This window comes from Chryseobacterium sp. CFS2 (assembly GCF_036543225.1).
In the GTDB taxonomy this organism is placed as follows: Bacteria; Bacteroidota; Bacteroidia; order Flavobacteriales; family Weeksellaceae; genus Chryseobacterium; species Chryseobacterium culicis_A.
The window spans coordinates 263,632-285,536 of record NZ_JAZHQU010000004.1 but is presented as its reverse complement, the minus strand read 5'-3'; the positions used below and the strand labels follow the sequence as shown (position 1 = coordinate 285,536).

Sequence of the window (21,905 nt, the reverse complement as noted above, 5' to 3'; positions counted from 1 at the left end):
TATGGAGCATAAAATACGTTTGGCAATTGTTAGTGATTTGCACTGTCATCCTGAAGCGAATTCGTTTAAAGAAAATGACAGTTATCTCTTTACAAACTCTTTAAGAAAAAATGATCATCCAATTGAAAGTCTCGAAAGACAATTAAGAGATGTTGAAGCTGACTTAATAATTGCTCCGGGCGACTTTACAAATAAGGCTGATAGACAGGGGTTTATTTCTGGCTGGAATTATGTAACTGAGATAAAAGATATTCTCAAAGCTCAAGATATTGTTGCTACATTAGGTAATCATGATGTAGATTCAGGGAATAATTATTCAAATTATTCTTTAGAAATAGCAAAAGGTATAAGAAGAAACTTTCCACTTAAAGATGATCGTCAAAGAGACGAATTTTGGTCAAAAGGTTGTACTTTTTATGAACATGATTGTTGTAGGATTTTAGTTATTAATAGCTGTCATTTTCATTATAGTAGAGCTGCAGCCGGAGGAGGAAAAGTTGATGATGATATGTTAAACTATATAGATCTATATTTAGAAGATAATCAAGATAATAAAATTTTGGTTGCTTTAGTACATCATCATCCAATTCTGCATGACAGACAAAAATTAGGAGAGTTTGATTTAATTGTTAATGGGAGTGAGTTATTAACTAAGTTAGCTAAGTATAAATTTGATTTACTTATTCACGGGCATAAGCATGATCCTTTATTACGCTATTGTACACCTACTGGAACTTCTTACAGATTGCCAATATTTTCCTCAGGTAGTTTTGCAGCGTTAAGTAATAATCTATGGTGTGGCTCTCGAAATTTTTTTCATATTCTTGAAATAAATAAGAATGATAATGCAGTTAATTGTCAAATAAATTCTTGGACTTATTTTCCTCAAAATGGATGGAAATATATTTATGACGAAAGTGCATATCCACCCTATTCAGGTTTCGGAAATACAAAAAAAATAAAGGTTATAGCAGAAGAAATTTTCGAAAAAATGACTAATCCTATTATGGATTGGGAAGAAATTCAAATACTTGTTCCGGAGGTTAAATATCTTATTCCGATAGAAATGGATCAATTATATGATGAATTAAAGAGTAAGAAAGTATATTTAGATAAAGTTATTGGGAATTTCCCTGAAAAAATTTTTAAAATTTAGATGATGAATAGTTTCAGTACATATAATGCTAGATATCTAGAACCAGAACAAGTAGCAGAGAAATTTATTTTATCTGAAAGCTTTCTGACACTAGTAAAAAATCATCATTCAATTATTTTAGGTGCGAGAGGATGTGGGAAAACAGCAGCAATGAAAATGTTAACATTACCAGCATTATATAATTGGAAAAATGTAGGGGCTAAAAAAATAAGAGAAAGTATTCCATTTTATGCAATATATATTTCAACAGACATATATTGGGATGCAAAAAATAAATCTTACGAAAAACAATTAGAGGATTTCGGAGATTTTTTTGATAAAATATCACGATTTTCTGTAAATAGTAACGTATTTATTGCAACGTGTAATACTTTTCTTAATATCCTAAAGTTTGAAATTTCTGATGCTAATCCTTTGGCAGAAATAGAACTATCTACTGTTCTTATAGATCGTTGGAGGTTGAAGGATGTAGCCCCACAACTGGTATTGGTAAGGGAAGCTTTATTAAAAAGAATTGATGATGTTAATCAGCAAATAAGATATTGTATCTATAATGATATTCAAACTATACCTGATGAAGATTTTTTTTATTTAGATTTCGATTCATCATTATCTTATATTTTTGATGCTTTCAAAAGAATATATCCACAACTAACCGATAAAAAATGGGCATTATGCTTTGACGAATTAGAGTTTGCTCCTAAGTGGTTACAGGAAAGTTTATATAAATCGTTAAGAAGTAGAAATGACCAAAGGGTTTTATATAAAATTAGTTCAAGTCCAATATTGCCAAAAGAACTAGAGTCTATTTTCATGGGGAATTATTCTGCTAGTGCAGGGAATGATTTTGACTGTATTAAAATGTGGGCAACAGGGAATGAAGAAAATTTTGCCATTGAAATCATTGAATCAATTCTCAGAGATAATAAAATTTCAGAAAAAGCGAAATCATATTTTGGTAAGAATAATCTTTATCTAGATGATAAAGTTGAATCATATGGAGATGGAAGTGAATATATAGAAGAAATTAAGAGTCTTGCCAATATTGATGAATCTTTTGTGAAATACTTAAAATATAATGAGATTAATCCGCTAGTTCCAACTCCCAAATCAAATAGGCAGAAAGCTTCAATTTTTAGAAAAATAAAGCCAATTGTTTATTTTAGAAACCAATTTATAAAAGAGAACCAATTAAAGAGCGGTTTAGAATTAAGAACTAGAAAGAAAAATGTTGACTTATATAACGGAATCGAGATTTTATCTAAAATATGTGAGGGTAATCCAAGATGGTTAATTGGTCTTACTAATTCTATTATAGAGAAAAGCGGCGAAAATAATAGAGCTCTTCAACGTGTACAATATGATGAAATAATAAATACATCTAATAGGTTTATAAATTCCATTGAAAACATTGCAATAGAATTAAAAGATAATAATATTTCTATTAGACAATTTATAAATAGAATTGGTTTATATTTTAATGAGGAATTATTAGGCGAGGAATTTAAGCCAGAGCCTGGCTCTACATTTAGAGTTGATGTAAATAATCCAGATTATCTTACTATTTTGGAAAAAGGACTATTTCAAGGTGCGTTTATATTAGTAGAAAATGAACAGGACAGTTTTGATTTCGATGTTTTAGGAAAGCGTTTAAAATTATCATATTTATATTATCCAAAATTTAGGTTGCCTATAAGAAAAAGTAAAGAGATTTCTCTTAGAAAAATTCTCACAAATGGACAATATAATAATACCGTTAACCTATTTAATCTAGACGAATGAACTTAAAATATGGTAAACAGATTGAAATAGAAAGTATTTATGAAAATAATTTTGATCTGTTTTTATTTGCTAATAATATTGAAAAGCGAAAACTGGAAGCTTATAATGCTATAAAAAAAAACAATCTATTAAAAAGAACAATAGCTTTAAACTATTGTGATAGTACAGAGTCACTAATCCAGAATGATTCTATTGAAAATATTAGAGTGGATGATCTTATTAGTATTAGAAAAATAATTAGAGATACTATTTTGAATAGTAAAAATGATGAGCTCAATATTTTTGTTGACTATTCTTGTATGACCAAACCGTGGTATTATACAATACTAAGTTATCTTTCGGAAAAGAATATTGAAAATAAAACTATAAATTGTTATTTTAGTTACACTCCATCGATTTATTCAGAACCTTTGCCCCCTAAGCAAAATACTAAAATTGAGCCAGTGGAGGGAAGCTATAAAATTCCTAATAATAAACCTAAGGCACTAATTGTGTGTTTAGGATATGAACAAAATAAAGCGCAAGGTATTATAGATCAGTTAGAGCCTAAATTAACCTACCTATATTATACAGACCCTTCAATAGACTCAAAATTTGTTACTTCTGTTAAAGAGAATAATAAGGATATTTTAAAGGAAATAAAAGATGAATTTGTATTTACTTATCCATTTAATGATATAAAGTTTTTAGAAAAGCAACTTACATCATTATATTATCATTTAAGAGAGGATTATAATATTATCATTGCACCGCTGGGGCCAAAGCCTTTTACCTTTGTTGCTATGATATTATCAATTATATTTCCGGAAATAGAAGTGTGGAGAGTAGATTCTGGCTTAGATTTAAATAGATATACAAGGGAATCATTTGACCCTCCAAAATTTATATTAAATAAGATTGTTTTTCAACAATAATATTATATTTAGAATTAGAGAAAATATAAATTTAAAGCTTTGCATTCTGATTTGTTAATGTAAAGCTTTTGCATTTGTTTAGTATGTAATCTAAATCCTCCTACACGCCCACCTCCTCAAATTCTACACCAGCAAATGTACAAACACCATAGATGAAATCCCAGCTTTATACCACAACCATTGCGTAGTATCCATTATAATTCTAACATTTAACCCCCAAACTTCTTCACCCTAATCGCCTTCTCCCTTACCTTAATCACAAAAGGTTCTAGTTTTACTATTTTCCCGGCTTCCACTTTGAAGGTATCAGTAGAGCGTTCACAATAGGTATTGGCAGGCAGGGAGTTTTTGTTCAGTTCAATCCTGTAATTTCCGGAGGGTAGGAAGGAGGCAAATTCTCCGTTGTCATCGGTGATGATATGATGTACCAACTGTTCGTTACGGTAAATATTGAACAGGATACCTCCTGTTTTTGGGGTGAAATCTACTGCGGTTTTGGAATCAAAATCATAGGTTACTTTTCCCTGGGTAGTTCCGTTTTGATGAAGGGGAATCTCAAAAGAGTAGTGGTGTTTGTGTACGGTAAATTCGGTTTCATCGTAATACCAGCCTTGCTGGATCACCTGTTTCAGGGCATACTTTCCGTAAGGGATAGAACGGTAGCTGATAGAACCTGAAGGGTCGGTTTTAAATGAAATATTGTTGAGCATAATGAGGTAGCCTGCTGCTTCTTTGTCGCCTTCATCATAGATATTGTTTTCGTTCAGGTCATAATAGACAAATGCTTTGATATCACCCTTTTTACCAGGATCAAGGGTGCTATTTCTAAGGTTGACGGTCACTCCGGCTTCAACGGTCAAAAGATTATTGGTAAAACTTCCTGCCGTATAACTGAAGTAGGAAGAATTCAGATACAGGGCATATCTTTCCCTTGAATATTTCAGATTCATAAACCCTGAAGGTGATTTTCCGTACAGAACATCATCGGTATAAGAAACTCCTGTGGTCACATTCAGCTTATGGTCGAAGAAGTTTTTATTGACAAAAGCAGAAAGCGAAAGCTTTTTGTAGGGAGTGCTTTGGTTCATCATTTTTGAAAAAGCATACTCGGAAAGAAAATAGCTTCCATGCTGATAAATACCGTTCACCGTAAGCCATTTGTAGCCATAGGTTCCGCTTACCTTCATCTGGAACTGCTGTTTGTCGTTGTCCGGATATTGCACCCATCCTGTCTCCATGCTCAGGATAGAGGTATGCTGTTTATCAGGGCTCAGCCAGGTAAGATATTCCGTAAAACGTTGTGCTTTGAGTTGTTTCGTATTCTCGTAAGGCTGGGCATTGAAAAAATTATTGTAAGAGTTGGAATTTTCTTCCTGATACTGATAGCCGAGTCCCATCCCGAAATTCCCTTTTTTAGGGAAATTGATTCCTGTATCCAGTCTTATGTTGCTTGAATTCAAAGTGTTGTCGTAAAAGTAGAACTTAGGCGAAAAATGGGAAGCCATGATATTGGCATACACATAATGGTCTTTGAAAATCATCGTGGAAAAATTCTGCTGGATCTGTAAAATTCCTCTTCTGTTTCCGGGATAATAATCGGTGCTGTAGAAATAATTTCCGTTCAGATTGACCTTTTTTATCATTCCTGAATACTGGGATTCCAAAGCGAGAGAAGGTTTGGAAGGCTGGTTATTTTCGTAAAAACTCAGTCCGCCGTACACTTTTGTATTTATTTTCCAGTCTTTCCCGAAGGCGTGCTGAAGGTCTGTTCCGGCCACATGATGTCTGGCCTTTTCATAAGGATCATCCCTGAAAATATATGTTCCGGAGATATTGCGGGAAGCATTTTGAGCTCCAAGAGTTCCTCTGGTGTAAAATCCATAACCATATTTCAGAAATGAATTCCTTTCGATCAGGCTATAGGTCTGATCTACAAAACCTGCTTCAATTTTTGTGTCCTTATCCGGAGAAGTGTAGGCATATTCCAGCCCTCTTCCAAACAGGGAAAGTTCGAGCATTTTGTTGATGTTTCCGATGGTGAATTCACTGTTTTCGCGGCGATAGGTCAGATAGGTATTGTTGACAATAGGATCGCTCTGATTCGTCATTGTATAGATATTTCCCCGGATGAAAATATATCCTGACGGAAGATTGAATCCTCCTGAACCTACCAATTGATACATATCCAGATTTTCCCCGGCATGTCTGTAGCTTGCCGTGATGCTGTTCCTGGTGAAATTTGAGAAAGCGGTAGATTCAAGATCTTCATAACGCTGTACCGAAGAAACATTCTGTACAGTTACTGAGGTATTGCCGAATATTTCTCTATCCGGCTCCCTGAAACCTGCAATATTGACGGAAAGCTGGTTGCCCCGCGATCGTATTCTGGATGGCAGAAAACGAAATACAAACACCGAATCCGTCTGCACGCTGATACTTCCTTTTTTCTCTATGAAAGCATTTCCTTGTTCTGCTTCGGGAATTTTAAATACAACTGTTACCTTCTGTTTTCTGTTGCCCAGATTGGAAACTCTTGCTCTGACCTCTACTGAATCAGTGGCTTTATTCATATAGATCACCGGATTTTCTGCCGTGATGCGCATTGCATTATTTTCTGTGACCGTATACAGGATTTCTTTTTCTGCCGCTGTTTTATTCTGCGGGTCCGAAAGCCGGAACGTAAGTCGGGCATCTCCTGAAACGGCATTGTTGCTGACCACAATTTTTACAGGTAAAAAAAGGTGTTCCCCGGATTTCATTTCGACCTGAAGCTGGTTTCCTGAAATATTTCTGAAACCTTTAGGAATCGTGATGTTTACTTTTCCTTTGAAATCATTTGTGCTTTGATTGTCAAGAACGATGATCAGATCCAAAATCCCTGCTTTATCTGTTCTGGATTCATTGCGGATATCAAGACTTACTCCGGAATTGCTTTGTGCCGGAATCCATATCTGAAACGAAATCAAAAAAATGAAAAAGATTTTTTTGAACAGGTCTTGAAGCATGGTTATTGGGGGATAATCTCGTATTGAAGGGTGGTGGAATATTCTTCTGATTTGGCATTAATCAGTCTTTCATCATTAGCTTTGGTGGAATATCTGATATCGTAATACAGGCTTGAATTTCCTGTAGAGCCTCCTGTCGCAATAAGCTGCGGAGAAGCACTCAGCAAGATAGGATATACGTTACCAGTGTTTCCCGAAACGGGAATGAGATTCATTTTTACGGTTTCTAAAGGAATAAAATTTCCTGCCGGAGAGCTGAACTGCCCCTGAAGAGAATGTAATTTGATCTGATAATTGGTATTGCTTTTTACAATCAGTCCATTAGAATAGGTGACACTTACTCCGTTTACATAATCTGACATGCTTTTGAATTCCAGTGATCCGTTGACTGCTTTTGCTGAAAACTGAAGCGACATTTCGGGTACATCAGTCGGAGTTCCGCTGAGTGGTCCGATGTGAATCTGAAAATTATGATCAGCTCTGCCGATAATATTATTGTACTGGTCATACGCCGTAAACTGTACCGGAACATTAAATCTGGTCCAGGAAGGATAGCTTCCCAGATAAGATCCTCCCATAACGGTCAGGCTGTATTTTACCTGCAGGTTATAGTAGCCGTTGGGCTGTGGCGGCTGATTGTACAGCGCTGCATTGGACTGCGGAATTAAAAAGACTTCCTGGTTGGCCTGAAGAAAAGTATTCAGCGGCATTCCGATCTGTGGAATCGTGGGTACAGGTCCCGGATAAGCTTGTCCTGAAGTGGAAACGGGCTGAAATGATATTTTGTTGGCAGGCATCGTATAGTTTCCTTCAGTAGAAGTGATAGGCTGTTTCAGCCTCATGGATATTTTCCAGTACGGAATATTAAACGCTCCATTACCAGCCAGAGTAAAGGTATAGGCATCAGGATTGGTATTTCCGCTGTAAGAATTAATCTGCAGATAGCTGTTTACCCATGAGTTGTAATTGACCTGTGAGAAGCAGTTCAGAGAAACGAACAGAAAGAAGCAGAAGAAAATTTTACTATTCATAGCTGAAACTTAATTCTCCTAATTCAAGATTGTTGTTGTCTCCGTAATCAATCATAACGGAAGCGGTATACTTTCCTTTTTCAAGGCTTGCCGGAATAGGGATATTCATTTCCCTTTTGTTTCCGGGCATGGTGTAAAAGATAACGGGATCCAGCGATACTTTTTTTCCGGTTTGGGTATTCACAAAGTCGGTGTATATTTTTCCGTCTCCCCATACGTCACCCTGATTTTCAAAAAAGAGGTTGATGGTATGGGTTGTTTTTCCATATACCAGATTCTGGATTTCAAGTTTTTTGGTTTTGGCTGCAGGCAGCTTATGGAATAATTTGATTCCTGAGCGGATGCTTACTTTGATATTCGCTCCTTTATGATCCACATCATCTACCGGATTCATCTGGCTTACGTACAGAACGGCCGTATGGGTAGCCAGCTGGTCTGAAAGAGCATTCGGAGCAGTAAGAGTTACCTCAATATCTTTTTTTTCTCCGGGAGCCAGGGTAAAGTAATTCTCTTCTTTTTTGACCGAAACCCAACTTGCGCAGGAAGTGGGAAGCGTATTGGCGGGATACGTTATATTCTCACCTTTGCCGTCATACTCCCAGTCTCCCAAACTTATGGCAAGATCCAGAGAATTCTTAGCACTTACATTCGTTACCGTTATGGTCTGGGTATTACTGTTTCCGTTTCCCGACTCAAAGTACAGTCTTGGCGGTGAAACCGAAACTCCTGTTTGTGCATATCCGTGAAAAGAGGATAGGAAAAGAAGACTGAAAAGGAGAAGAGAAAGTCTGCTCATGATGGAGATTAGTTTTTAAGTGTTGATAAAGTGTTGGGGTAGGTACAACACTTTATCATTACAAAATGATAGCTATTATTGAGAAATAATGGTATACGTAAGTTCAGTAGTGTATACTGTAGGATCCTGTCCGGCAATATAATTGTTCAGGTACTTATTATCTCCGGCTCCTGTGTATTCAATGTTGATTTTTTTGTCTACTCCTCCGGTAGAAGAAGTTACCAAAGTAGCTTCGTTAGTTGATAATTGTACACTCTGAGCATATTGAGCACCGTTTACAGCGTCAGAACCTGCGCTTGCTTTAATCTGGATGGTGTTAGCCTGGATGCTTTTACCTCCATACTCTAATGCATCGTTACCACCTCTTACTTTTACCTGGAATCCTCCTGTGCTGTAAATGCTTAAATGATCTGCGTTTACAGAAGATACACCATTGGCATAGTCATCTTTAGTAAGGTAGTCTAAATTAACGACTTTTTGAGCGTTGTTAACAACAAGAGTCTGAATAGGTTTAAGTCTCACGTTAAGGGTTACATTCTTTTGTGCTTGTAATGTAGAGAATCCCAGGATAGCAAAAGATGCTAAGATAAAATTTTTCATAAGGTTAAGGATGTTTTTTTTGTATTAATTGTTTTTAAAATTGCGGATGCAAAGGTAAATACAAAGAACATCAGGGCCTTTGTGAAAAGATACTTATTATTTGTGAATTTTTACAAACAGATTAGCGCACAGGAATAAATACCTTTTATGAATAATTACATAAAAAGTATCATTTAAATACTGATAAAATCACCATAAAGCAAATTTAATGTTTTATTAATCTTAAACACTAAACTTACTTAATACAAAGGGAATGAATAAATTGCAAAAGTATTATTCGTTGCATAGTTATTTTTATAGGCCTTGCTTAATTTTTTACTGAGAAATTAGAGTTAATATTAAAAAATTACGCTCATCACTCGGATTAGTGGCTAAATTTTTTATTGCATTTTTAATCTCATGATTGATGGGATATCTCTTCTGAACCACTCCTTTATGATGGCTGATAAGATGATATTCATCAGATCTTTCCCGGTTGCTTTCGGAATGTCCGATTGTATCACGATATTCATTATATTGTGCATTCAGCTGAAACCCTGACGGACTTGAGATGGTCACAGACTGAACTTCCCGGGAGGAAGACTCATTCCCATCGTCCGAAAATCCTGAGCCAATGGCAAGCATCTGTACCGGATAAAGCCTTACGTTAAGCCTTAAACCGTCTGCTGCCTGTGCAAATGATTTTGTAAAAGCAAAATATAACAAAATGAATAAAATGTACTTTGCAAGCATATAACCTATATTTTTCCCCAAAAGGTTACTTATGTAAATATACAAATTATTTCATTTCTGAGGGATTTTTTCCTGTATGTTTTTTGATGAAATTGGTAAAGTTTCCTTCATTGCTGAAACCCAGCTCATAAGAGATTTCAGAGATGGTAGCGTTTGAAAAGGCCAGTGCTTTTTTGCACTCGGTAATCAGCTTTTCAATGATGATATGTTTGGCTGTTTTTCCCAGTACATATTCTGTCATCTCGGTCAGTTTTCTTGAGGAGATATTCAATTCTCCTGCATAGTAGGCCACCTTTTTTGCTTTTTTATAATCTCTTTGTAAAAGCACTTTGAAGCGGTTCACATAATACATATAGTTGAATTTGATATCTTTTTTGATATCTTCAGTGGGAATATGAAAAAATGCGTCCAGCATCAACCTTTCTATGGCATTGTGGGCAGCAGATATATAGAGACTTTCATCCTTTTTCCGGAAACTTTCCATCCGTTCCAGAAATATGACCCTCATCTGTTCTATATTGTTGAATGGCGCTATAAATATTTCAGAATTATAATTGTAAAAAAGCTGTGAATTGATAAAAAGGCTGTCCTTGGTTGATCTTTCATAAAAACTGGATGAAAAAGCAATGGAATAGACATCTGACCTTTTGGTCTCCCCAAAAACGATTTTCTTTTGTGGTCCTACGAAGGCTATATTTCCCTTTTTTAATGAATACGGAACATTTTCTACCGTTAACTGGATGTCTTCAAGAATAATATAAATACAAAAATAGTCTAATGTGCTGAATTCTCTTCTGTAATTATTTCTGGTAATAATATAATCTAAACGATTGATACTGAATCCTATATTTTTTAACTGATCCGTGATTTTGTACATACATTATTGCTCATTCTGCCCAAGAAAAATTCTGGAAAATTATTGATATAAATATAAAAAATTTATCAAATATTGAGTTTTAAAGAAAAAAATTAAGTTGATCGAGATGTTAAAATCCCGGATGACTTGGCAATCACCCGGGAATATTCAGTATTTTTGATTCGTAATGAAATGAAATACAGTGCTGTAAGTTTGTTTGGCCGTGGGTTATGTGTTGATGTCTGCGGGCAGAGGCCTTACTCTGGACATCCACCTTCTCAATCTCCACACGGGCAGATACACAAAAATCACGGACAGCACTCCTGCCAATATACCCACCACTACAGCCATGGCGGTAGCATCCAGTTTATAATCTTTGGAAAAATTGTACTGTCCGATAAAGAGCAGGGATAGTACAAGCAACCCTGTAATCAAACCATGTAAGATGCTTAGCCTGGTCATCAGTTTTTTAATATTCAGCTGTTCATCTACCGTAAACTCTATCGCTTCCTGACTGGCGGCATCCGTTACTCTTTTAATAATATCAATGGTAAGAACAACGGGAAGAAAAATAGCCATAGGCAGGGTAAGACGGGCCAGATTTTGAGTTCCCGAAAAAAAATGGGTGTACCCTAATTCTTTGAAGCTGGCGTAGGCGATAATGAAATTAAAAAACACATTCGGAAGGACATAGTAAATCGTACGCTTGATGAGAAAGCGTTTCAGGGTAGTTTTCTTAATGAGTTTCGGCTTCGGCGGCTTTATTTTAAATTTCATAGAGAGGTGGTCAATAGCTCGATGGCTTTATCTTTTATCTGATGGGCTTCCTCTTTGGGAAGAAAATTTTCATTGGACATAAAGGTGAAGTCCATCTGCTGGTTGTACGTACTGGTGACTAAGGTATTTGAGTTCAGCCATGGGAAAGCCACAGTAGGACTGAATACTGTTTCCAGGTTGAAATTTTTATAATCATTCGGGATGTTGACCTTTCCCATATTGGATAAGGTTACATCATGTCCGCCTTCGCTGGATTTCAGCATATGGATCATGCGTTCCACGATGGGATGCATATGTTCGCCCATCCAGAGGAGTTCACGGGCTTCCATTTTACTGATTTTCTCAATAAGATTCCTTTTGATTTCTTTGGCATTGCTCATCACATTCTTGTTGTCTTTCTTCACGGAAAGCTCTACCGTTGGAGCGAAAGCAAATAAATGATCTTCTTTAATTTCCGGAATAAAATGACGCACATCTACAGGACTGATCACCTTGCCTTTGGCACGGTCTCCCTGAACATCACGGAATGCCAGCATCACAGAAGAGCACAGTAAAGCATGTACAGAGATTCCGTTGGCTTTACATTTTTCAGTGATCAGCCGGGTTTCTTCCGGTGTCATTTTCCAGTGAATCGCGTAGTTTTTTCCTATGTTTCTCTTTTTACTTTTTCGTTGGATTGCAAAGAAAATTTTGGCAAACAGCAGATAAAGACTGGCTTTATATTTTTTAATTCCCGTATTAAAATCTGAAGGAAGAAAATCATCAACAGATTCAAAAGCAACATAAGGAATTAAAGGAGCATAAGGATTATCCAGTAAACTCAAAAGCTCACGCATTAAAGTTACTCCCGTAGTTCCGTCAGAAATACAGTGAGGCATGATCCAAAGGATTTCGGAAGTGTTCTGTCCTTTTACCCAGACTACTTCCGCCAGTGGTTTTTTAGGAGTTTCAAAAAGCTGGAACCATCCTTTTTCAGATTCTTTGAACCAATCCTCATCCGTTTTTCGCTCTACAATACGAAGCGGAATGGGTTCGATATCTCTTTGTCCCATAAAGAAAGGATAGCGTCCGTTGTTATGATCAATGTTAGCTCGCAGCATCGGGTGTTTCTGCTGAATTCTTACTAAAGCTGTTTTAAAATTTTCTTCGGGAATCTCCCCGTTGATTCTTGCTGTATAAACACAGTTTAAAGGCGTTTCAGGATCTACATACATGATCCTTTCCACCATCATTAAAGGTCTTTTGATCATGATACTGCCATTTGTTTCAGTTGTGAATGTATAATCTGCATCACCTCATCACGGACTGCCAGAGCATCGGTGTAAGGCAAATATCCTTCGCTTCCCATGAATGAAAAATCCATTTTTCCACGGTAAGTAGAGACTACAAGAGTCGTTGTATTTCCTAATGGACCAATAACTGACGGACTGAAAATCGTCTCCACCGTAAACTCTTTGTATTCATGAGGAATCTGTATGCGTCCCAGATTGGAAAACATACAGTCATTGGATGACTTTCCGTTTTTTAACAGCCTGGTAAAATTCTTCAGTGCATCATGCCCGGACTCCATCACCATCATCGTGATGTAAGGATTCAGCTTTGAAGTCTTTTGTTCCACAGATTTCTGCATTGTCCTTAGATTGTCCTCAAAACTTAGCTTCTCATCAGAAGAAACCACAATCATCAGCCCGAAAGCGAAAATATGATCTTCTTTGATCTGGTTGGCAAACCTTCTGATATCTACCGGACAGGAAACCTTGTTGAAGGATTTTTCTCCTCTTACTTTTTTAAATGCCTGCAATACGGATGCACTCAAAAATGTATTGACGGTCACTTCATGAGATTTACAGTAATTAATCAACTCTTTGCTCAGGGTTTCATCCAGTTTCCAGTGGATCAGATAGTCATTCTGTCTTTCCACCGCTTTTTTACCTACGGGAATCCATTTGATTGCGGTAGCGGCCAGTCTTCCGATAAACTTAGCTTTCAGTTTCTGCCTGCGGCTGTTCAGAATATTGGAGGGAACAACATCCTGAATGCCTAAGATGGGATTTTCAGTTCCAATATCGGCAACCGGATTATCCAGTACCAGAAGAAATTCTTTTAAAAAAGCCATTGCAGAACCACCATCGCATAAGCAATGATGGAACGCAAAAAGCATGTCAGAAACGTTTTCCCCTTTGATCCATACAAACCGGATCAGAGGTAATTTTTCGTAATTAAAAATGGTGTTCCATTCTCTCCTGGATTCTTCCTGCCATTGATCTTCACTTTGTCGGGTGATGATTCTTACGGGAATAGAAATAGGTTTTTCAGGAACATTAAACCATGGAATATTTTTTTCATCATGGCTGATCAATGCTTTCAGCCATGGATGTTTATTTTGAATTTGAGCCAGAGCCTGCTGGATCTCTTTTAAGGTAAAAGTACCTCTCAGTCTGAACGGAATGACCGCGTTAAAGGGTTCTGTACCGTCTCCCAATAACATGCGTTCACCAAATAACAATTTTCTTTTCATGTGTTGATTCATAGGCTATACAGAAGCTAATATTGAATGTTCCTGCACAAAATTTTCTAACAGTTCTACCGCTTTATCGTTCCCTCCGGCAAGGGTAAATGTGTTTCGGACTTCCTGAGCGGCGGCTCTGTATTTCGGATTTTCCAATAATTCAAAAGCAGTTTCACGAAGAGCATCTACACGAAGCCTTTTATATCGGATACTGATTCCGCAACCTGCCTGCTCAATCAGTTTTGCAATATGGAAATGATCATAAGCAATAGGAGTGATTAACATCGGTAATCCGTTTCGGAAAGTGTCGTTTACAGTATTGAAACCACCGTGGCAGATCACCATATCCATTCTCTGCATCACTGCAGATTGAGGCACGAAGCTGTTCACGATGAAGTTATCCGGCCATTCTTCAAAGATTTCCGGTGGAGTAGCGGCAATCACCGTAACCGGCTGGTCTTTAAATGCAGCGATAATCTTTTCGAAGAAAGCTTTTCTGATATCTACCAGCAGCGTTCCCAATGATACAAATATCTTTGGAGTGGTGGAAGCGTTCAGCTTATCCCAGTCGAATGGGGCATCATTCGGACGGCCTTTTACCGGACCTACAAATTTCATATGAGATGGAACCGTTTCAAAACCAGCGAAAGCCTGTGATGTAAACACCATATTCAGTTTGTGAGAATGAATGTAAATACCTTCTTCATGAATGCCTACTTCTTTTTGAAGATCTTTGATTAAGTTCTGCTGCCATTCCCAGATTTTTGGAGCACTTTTTTCCGTATCTCCCATCACATCCGGTGGCACCGGAGTAGTGGTTACACAAGGAATATTATGTTTGTGAGCGAAAAGAGCTCCTCCGAAAGTGATACAGTCGTTCACAATAACATCCGGCATCCAGCTTTCTGTCAGTCTGGTAAGTCCCGGCATCATCATTTTAGCAAAAGGAACATAGGTTTCTTCCAGTGCCAGTTTCATGACTTCAGGTCCGGAACATGCGGGCCCGTCATCCTGTCTTTTCAGAATGCGGGCAATTTCCTCCTGATACGGAATAAGATCTTCTTCAGGATAGAAATAAGAACCTCCTTCAGGAATATGTTTGTTGTCTAAAGGCGTAATTCCGAACCATTTTACTTCGTGGCCGCGGGCAATTAAACTTGCTCCCACACTTAAAGTAGGGCTCACGTGTCCGAAGAACGGGGGAACTACAAATAAAAACTTAGACGGTTTTTCAGGTTTTGAAGCCTTCAATATCGCTTGCTCCAATAAGTTGGCTGCCGTAGCAGAGCCTCCTGCTTTCACAAAAGATTGTCCGACTTTCTGAGCTGCTTCTTTGTAGCTCGGATTGTTCAGGATTTGCTGTACAGCTTCTCTCAGGTGATTTCCTTTAAATCTGTTAAAATTAAGACGTTCACCAGCTTCTGTACGTACAACACGTCCGGCAACATGTGACTGGTCATAGGCAATCGGGATCACGACCAAAGGAATACCGTGTGATAGTGTTTCGGATACGGTATTGTGACCGCCATGGCATACCACACCGTCAAGATGAGGTAAAAGATCCAATTGCGGAACCTGCTGATAGACCATAAAGTTATCCGGCCACTGTTCGAAAAGCTGTGGATCAGAAACGACTATAACGGTTAAATCTTCATCTTTAAAGGCATCAATGACCTTTTGGAAGAAAGCTTTTTTATGATCATGATCGAAGGTAGTACCGATACTTACCAGGATCTTTTTGTTGTTTTTGCTTTTCAACTTTTCCCAGTCGAATTCACATGAAACACGTCTTTCGGTAAGAACGGGACCTGTGAACTGATATTGGGAAGGCAGATCATCCATTTCCCCAAAGAAATAATTGGAAGTAAGAACAAGCGTTAATAGGTCTGAGGTTGCCAGAGAGCGTTCTTCCTGGAAACCGAGTTCTTTCTGTAAATCTAGGATCTGATTCACTTCCCACTCGTGTACTTTTGGAAGCTCATTCATGATTTTAATGGCTGCCGGAGCGGTAACGGAAGTGGCATAAGGGATTCCAAGAGTTTTAGCGGCAACAGGGGCAGCAAATAACTGATGGTCTCCGATGATCAAATCAGGCTGATATGTTTTCAGTAAAGCAATAATTCCGTTATAGCAATGTCTGTTCAGCGGGATAAGAACCTCTTCGTACAGGAACTTAACGCTGTCTATACCATACACTACTTTTTTTGAAATTATATCGAGATACTGTTCACTTTCTTTCTTTTCTTCGTCGGTCTGATCGTATTGGATCAGTAATAATTTTCCTCCCTCGGGAAGTTTAGCCTCTAACGTTGGGTCGAGGCTGATCCAGGCTACTTCATGTCCTCTTTCCAGCAGGGTAGCACCGATGCTTAGGGTAGGGTTGACATGTCCTGTTAATGGTGGAACTATAAATGCAAATTTAGCCATGGTTTTGTGTTAAAATTTTAGATAAAAATTGAGCGATTGTTTCAGCGATGAGCTGAGGTTCCTGGATAGGAATATTGTGATCGCCCGGAATTAATTCAAGTTCAGACTGGCTGATTTGAGACTGAAGCCACTCACCGGTAGGTCTGCAGTTGGAGTCAGCGCCATAAAGCAATAAAGTGGAAGTTTCCAATCCCTTGAAGTCAGCTTCACCAAGGAAATGTTTTTCCCTGATCATATCTGCTTTAATGGTGGTCTGATTAAACAGAAATTCATACATACGATGGTTCTTTTCCATTTGTCTTTTACCCATCTGTACTTTGGTAGTGTCTGTAAAATTGGCGACATAGTGCTCAAGAAATTCTTTGCTATATTCATCAATGATGTTACGGGCTTTTTCATCCTGAGGATCCGGAGCTTCCATCACCACGAGCTGATTCACGCGGTCAGGATATTCTAAAGCTGTTTTCAGTGCAATAAGACCTCCGAAACTATAGCCTACAAGATGTACTTTTTCCAGTTGAAGGTGATCTATTAAACCTATTAAATCGGATGACATGTTGTCAAGATCGTACCCATCCAAAAAGCGTTCACTCATACCGTGGCTTTTCAGATCGTACATCACCACATGGAAATGCTTCGCCAGCACAGGGGCAATATTAAAATAATAAATGGACAGGTTACTGAACATACCGTGGATGAGTACCACGGTTTGTTCGGCTCCTTTGTTGAGTTCCTGTATATGAACTTGTCTGTTATTGACAGTGATTATTGGCATTCGTAGATATAATTGATGATCATACTAAGGTCAAGATTAATAAGCTGGTCAAGATCCATAGAAGATAACCAACCTGTAAAGTCGATCTGATCGCCAAAATGCGCTTTGATTTTTTCTGAGAAAGAAACAATCTCGATGCTGTCCATTTCAAGATCTTTGGTGAATGAACTTTCAGGAGTAATATCCATTTCTTCTACAAATTCAGCCCCAATCACTTCAGTAATAAAACCTTTTAATAAAGTAAAAAGTTCTTCGTGGTTCATTTTTAATGTTGCGTTTACAGTGTCCATCCGATAATATAATTTTTATGTTTAATAGTTTTGATTTCAATGTTGTTGATCCACAGGTGATCGTCTTTTATCATTTCGACTTCGAAGGCTTTAGGATTTCCTTTCAGTCCTGTTCCCAGGAACTTTCCGTAGGCTTCCTTGGCTACCCAGAAACGGGTGGTCCATTCGGCCTGATCTCTGTCTTTTAATAAGGCTAATTCTTTGTCGGTAAATACCATGTCGTAGAATCCTGAGCTGCGTTCTTCCATCAGTTCCATATCAATTCCTACAGATTTTCCATATCTCGCGATTCCTACGGCTTCTTTGCCTTTATGAGCTAGAGAAATATGAATATCTTCTGTAAAATCACTGATGAGGTAAGGTTTTCCTACTTCATCGGAACGAATTTCAAACGTGATCGGGAAGCAGGCATGATTTTTTTCCTGACGAAGAAGGTTTCTTACAGCATCTTTCACGGCTACACGGCTTACCATCCAGTTTTTCTTTTTGTTGGGTAATAACTGCTGGTGATGCTGTTTTTCCGTCTGGTTGAAATATCTTTTCAGGATAAAATCCCATGAAGCCACTCTGGTGTACGCCTGATGGAAAAAGAATACTTCAGGAGCAATCTCTTCCGAAAGCCTGTTGTGAAGCGGTGACATGGAAACATTCCATAACGGAGCATCTATTTCCAGTCTTCTGTTCTGCCAGCCGGTAATGGCGCACCATACTTTTCCGTCTCTTGTCAGGATGATATCTGCAATGGCAAATTCATCATTAAGCTCCGTCAGCATACAGGTGCATTCAAAAATACCTTCCTGGTCATGCATATCGCCGAAGAATTCAATATCTCTGATCTTTACAGGGAATGCAATACGGTCTTTCACCAAAGTAAGCTGCAGCCAAAGTCCGAATAACTGTCCTGCATTGTCCAATAGAGAACCTTTACCGCCGTTTCCTTTTATTTTTCCGATAATTCCTTTGTCTCCAACGGCTGAAACTTCAGTGATTCCCTGGTATTTGTCTCCATGGAACATGTGCATGTCATAGATTTCTTCAGGAGTTCTTTCGATAGGCAAAAGATTACCGATGGAAAGATTGAAGGCTGGTGTTGGAACCGAAGCGGATTTTAAAATTACTTCTGCGTTGGCAAAGTTTTCAATATCGAGATAAGCGTGGTTGGGTGATCGCCATTCTCCTTTTACGGTTTTTTCGAAAGGTTTGGCAACATTCATCCATTGGAATACACTTACATTCATGATTTTATGAACCAGTGTTCCCGGAATTTCGGCTTCTGCAATTTCTGCGAGCTGCTCAAAGATCATGGTCATCGGAATGACCGGTTCCATATCTGCGACATGAGCCCAACCTTTAGGCTGTCTCAACAGGCTGTGGTCAATCAGGTAAGGATGACTTTCAAGCGTTACATATAAGTCTTTTGAGAAGGTTGTACTTCTTGGTGCTTTTGGAGCAATAGGAGCTGCCTGAGCTACAGGACGTTGGATTGTAATCTCCGGACGGTTTTGGAATAAAGTCAATACTTCTTCCTGCATACGGATCATATCGGCAACGTTGTCTTGGAATGCCTGTACCAGCGGATGACCGCTTTTGGTGGCAATAGCTGAAGCAGTTGCGGTATATTGTTTTGGTGTCTCAAAGGATTGAGCCAACGCTTTCACTTCTTTAAAATTACGGATGATAGGTGAACCTAATTCCAGCTTAATTCCTTTTCCTGATGCTCTCTTCGTATGATTCTGAATCTCTAAAAAGTCAAGCGCAATGGTTTTCCCTTCTACAAATAATGAAGCGACTACACGTTGTAACTGTGCTAATGCAGAGCGGGTAGGAACACTGGAAGCAATAGTACTGAAGGCTTTTCCTTTTAAGGTATCATCAATAAATCCGATCAATCCTCCTGTACCCACCTGAATGAATACTCTGACTCCTTCTTCGTATAATGTATCGGTCAGCTCACGGAAACGAACAGGCTGAACCAAATGCTCTGCACTCAGTTTTCTGATCGCTGCCTGATCTGAAGGATAAGGTTCTAAGGTTGTGGCTGACCACAATGGGATTTTGGTCTGCTGGAACTGCGCTTTTTCCATTCCCGCCAGGATTACATCCAGTTTATCAGCAATAAAAGGAGAGTGGAATCCTGATTGGAACGGTAGCACCTGATGGAAAATCTGTTTTGCCTTTAACAAAGGAACCAATTCATCCAGAGCAGCATTGCTTCCGCAAAGAATGACCTGATTAGGGCAGTTGTCATTGGAAACATAGAGGTTTGAAATTTTAGTAATAAAAGGTTTTATAACGTCAATTCCTGCTCCTATAGCGATGAACTTGGAATCTTTTAATTCAAATGTTTCAGGGTGAAGTACATCGATTAATGCTTTTACAGAATTGGCTTCTGCTAATTCGGACGAATATCCTGCCAGCCATTCTCCTAAACTGTGTCCGGCATTCATATCGGGAATAATTCCCAGTTTTTTCAATGAATTATCAAGGATACTGCAGTTGTTGAAGATGTTTAAAGCATCGGTTAGAAGACCTTCACCTTCCGTTTCAATAGGAGCTGTCAATCCAAAATAACGGCTAACCGTTTCTACCTCACCTTTTGCAAGACCATCCAGTCCAGGGAATACAAAGGCTACTTTACCGCCATCTTTTAATAATGGAGTAGAAGTATACCAGATGTCCTGCTTGTTTTTCCAGATGATATTTTTGGAAACAATTTTAATGGCTTTTTCTATTCTTGCAGGCGTTGGGTCGAATATAGCAACTCTGAAATCTCCTTCAGCAATGGCGGTTTCATTATTTTGTAATGCGTAAAGCAATTCTTCGTGCGTAGGTCTGGCTAATATCAGTACGTGGTCTTTTTTCGGCATATCATAGCCTTCCAGAACAACGTGTGCATTAATTCCTCCAAATCCGAAAGCATTTACTGCTGCCACTTTTGGAAGTCCTGTTTTTGACCAGTTTTTGGCTTCCTGTACCGGTTCAAACCTTGTATTCTGCATCTCCGAGGTTGGATTTTCACAATATAAGGTTGGCGGCAAAGTATCATGGTGTAAAGCCAGACAGGTTTTAATTAATCCTGCAATTCCGGCTGCCGGCATGGCATGCCCGATATTGGACTTTACAGATCCGATACCCGCTGCCGGAGCGGTTTCTTCTTTTCCGAAGAACTGAGCTAAGGTCTGAAGTTCTGTTTTATCTCCAAGGGGTGTTCCTGTGCCATGAGCTTCAAGATATCCCACTTTATTTTTATCTAAATCAGCATTGATCCATGCCTGTTCCAAAGCTTTTAACTGACCTTTCACAGCCGGGCTCATTACGCTGGTTCCGGTACCGTCACTGCTTACCCCAACTCCTTTGATCACCGCATAGATTTTATCCTGATCACGAACGGCATCTTCCAATCTTTTTAAGACTACAAAACCACAACCTTCACCAATCAGTAATCCGTCAGCATCCATACTAAATGGCTTGATCTGCTGCTGGCGGGACATGGCTCCCAACTGAGCAAAAATACTCCAGAAAGCAGCGTTCTGTCCTGTGTGGACTCCTCCTGCGATCATGATATCGGAACGGCCTCTCTGAAGTTCCTGCACGGCATGATCTACAGCAATTAATGCAGAAGCACAAGCGGCATCTACAGTGAATGCGGCTCCTCCTAAATTGAAACGGTTGGCAACAAGAGAAGCAACGAGATTGGGAATTAATCCCATGGCGGTATCGGCTGCAAAACGTCCTTTACGCTGTTGGAAAGCATGTTTTACTTTTTCAATGTCTGCAGAAGAAACATGAGGCAGCAATTCCTGCAGTAACGAAGAAATCTGTTCTCCGGTTCTTACAATTTCAATAGCGCGGGTGGCTCCTGGACCGGTATAATTCCCTTTACCGATGATGATTCCCGTTTTTTCAAGAGAAATGTTCTTTTGAAATACGCCGGCATCTTCCAGGGCTTTCTGCACCAGATCAAGGGTAAGCAAATGGTCAGGTTCCGTTCCTTCAACGGCTAATGGCAAGATACCAAATGCTGTAGGATCGAAAGTATAATCAGGGATAAATCCTCCACGCTGACAGTAAAAACGGTCAACGGGACTTGTGGCATCACTGAAATGAACAGGATCTATCCGGTCTGCCGGAGCGAGCTCGGTAGAATCGACTTTATTGACAATATTCTGCCAAAAAGTGTTGGCATCCTGTGCCCCGGGAAAGACACATGATAGACCAATTACAGCAACATCTGTTTTTTTCATATTGAGTTTAT

16 protein-coding genes are annotated in these 21,905 nt (G+C 38.6%); 3 read left to right on the top strand and 13 right to left on the bottom strand.

Going from position 1 to position 21,905, the window contains the following annotated elements; genetic code table 11:
* Position 1 precedes the first annotated feature (1 nt).
* The 3 genes from ODR02_RS11150 to ODR02_RS11140 are packed head-to-tail and all read left to right on the top strand — an operon-like array spanning position 2 to position 3,852.
* Positions 2-1,156: a metallophosphoesterase family protein gene (locus ODR02_RS11150; RefSeq protein ID WP_309512494.1), complete on the top strand. Its 1,155-nt coding sequence runs from the start codon at positions 2-4 to the stop codon at positions 1,154-1,156.
* Positions 1,157-2,938, top strand: coding sequence for an ORC-CDC6 family AAA ATPase (locus ODR02_RS11145; protein WP_309512493.1), 1,782 nt, complete (start codon positions 1,157-1,159; stop codon positions 2,936-2,938).
* Entirely contained in the window at positions 2,935-3,852 is a 918-nt protein-coding gene (locus tag ODR02_RS11140) for a hypothetical protein (RefSeq protein ID WP_309512492.1), read from the top strand. Before ODR02_RS11145 ends, ODR02_RS11140 begins: the two co-directional genes overlap by 4 nt.
* A gap of 209 nt (positions 3,853-4,061) precedes the next feature.
* Here the strand turns inward: ODR02_RS11140 and ODR02_RS11135 are convergent, their stop codons facing one another.
* The 13 genes from ODR02_RS11135 to ODR02_RS11075 form a co-directional block, all read right to left on the bottom strand.
* On the bottom strand, positions 4,062-6,818 hold the full coding sequence (locus tag ODR02_RS11135) for a COG1470 family protein (RefSeq protein ID WP_309512491.1): 2,757 nt from the start codon (positions 6,816-6,818) through the stop codon (positions 4,062-4,064).
* A 41-nt stretch (positions 6,819-6,859) separates the two neighbouring features.
* Positions 6,860-7,888: a hypothetical protein gene (locus tag ODR02_RS11130; RefSeq protein ID WP_309512490.1), complete on the bottom strand. Its 1,029-nt coding sequence runs from the start codon at positions 7,886-7,888 to the stop codon at positions 6,860-6,862.
* A complete protein-coding gene (locus ODR02_RS11125) occupies positions 7,881-8,684 on the bottom strand; it encodes a fimbrial biogenesis chaperone (RefSeq protein WP_309512489.1) in 804 nt (267 codons plus the stop codon). The genes ODR02_RS11130 and ODR02_RS11125 overlap by 8 nt, the downstream gene beginning before the upstream one ends.
* Positions 8,685-8,759: 75 nt before the next feature.
* A complete protein-coding gene (locus ODR02_RS11120; RefSeq protein WP_309512488.1) occupies positions 8,760-9,284 on the bottom strand; it encodes a hypothetical protein in 525 nt (174 codons plus the stop codon).
* 315 nt (positions 9,285-9,599) lie between these two features.
* The gene (locus ODR02_RS11115; protein WP_309512487.1) at positions 9,600-10,016 is read right to left on the bottom strand and encodes a hypothetical protein; all 417 of its coding nucleotides are present in this window, start codon (positions 10,014-10,016) and stop codon (positions 9,600-9,602) included.
* A 46-nt stretch (positions 10,017-10,062) separates the two neighbouring features.
* A complete protein-coding gene (locus tag ODR02_RS11110; RefSeq protein ID WP_209788763.1) occupies positions 10,063-10,893 on the bottom strand; it encodes a helix-turn-helix domain-containing protein in 831 nt (276 codons plus the stop codon).
* Between the two features lie 207 nt (positions 10,894-11,100).
* Complete coding sequence (locus tag ODR02_RS11105; RefSeq protein WP_309512486.1) at positions 11,101-11,649, bottom strand: hypothetical protein; 549 nt, start codon at positions 11,647-11,649, stop codon at positions 11,101-11,103.
* Complete coding sequence (locus ODR02_RS11100; protein WP_309512485.1) at positions 11,646-12,899, bottom strand: phthiocerol/phthiodiolone dimycocerosyl transferase family protein; 1,254 nt, start codon at positions 12,897-12,899, stop codon at positions 11,646-11,648. Before ODR02_RS11100 ends, ODR02_RS11105 begins: the two co-directional genes overlap by 4 nt.
* Entirely contained in the window at positions 12,896-14,167 is a 1,272-nt protein-coding gene (locus ODR02_RS11095; protein WP_309512484.1) for a condensation domain-containing protein, read from the bottom strand. Before ODR02_RS11095 ends, ODR02_RS11100 begins: the two co-directional genes overlap by 4 nt.
* A 15-nt stretch (positions 14,168-14,182) precedes the next feature.
* Entirely contained in the window at positions 14,183-16,585 is a 2,403-nt protein-coding gene (locus ODR02_RS11090) for a glycosyltransferase (RefSeq protein ID WP_309512483.1), read from the bottom strand.
* Complete coding sequence (locus ODR02_RS11085; RefSeq protein WP_149832975.1) at positions 16,578-17,360, bottom strand: alpha/beta fold hydrolase; 783 nt, start codon at positions 17,358-17,360, stop codon at positions 16,578-16,580. The genes ODR02_RS11090 and ODR02_RS11085 overlap by 8 nt, the downstream gene beginning before the upstream one ends.
* Complete coding sequence (locus tag ODR02_RS11080) at positions 17,351-17,650, bottom strand: acyl carrier protein (protein ID WP_002977699.1); 300 nt, start codon at positions 17,648-17,650, stop codon at positions 17,351-17,353. Before ODR02_RS11080 ends, ODR02_RS11085 begins: the two co-directional genes overlap by 10 nt.
* A complete protein-coding gene (locus ODR02_RS11075) occupies positions 17,638-21,894 on the bottom strand; it encodes a beta-ketoacyl synthase N-terminal-like domain-containing protein (protein ID WP_309512482.1) in 4,257 nt (1,418 codons plus the stop codon). Before ODR02_RS11075 ends, ODR02_RS11080 begins: the two co-directional genes overlap by 13 nt.
* Positions 21,895-21,905 lie beyond the last annotated feature (11 nt).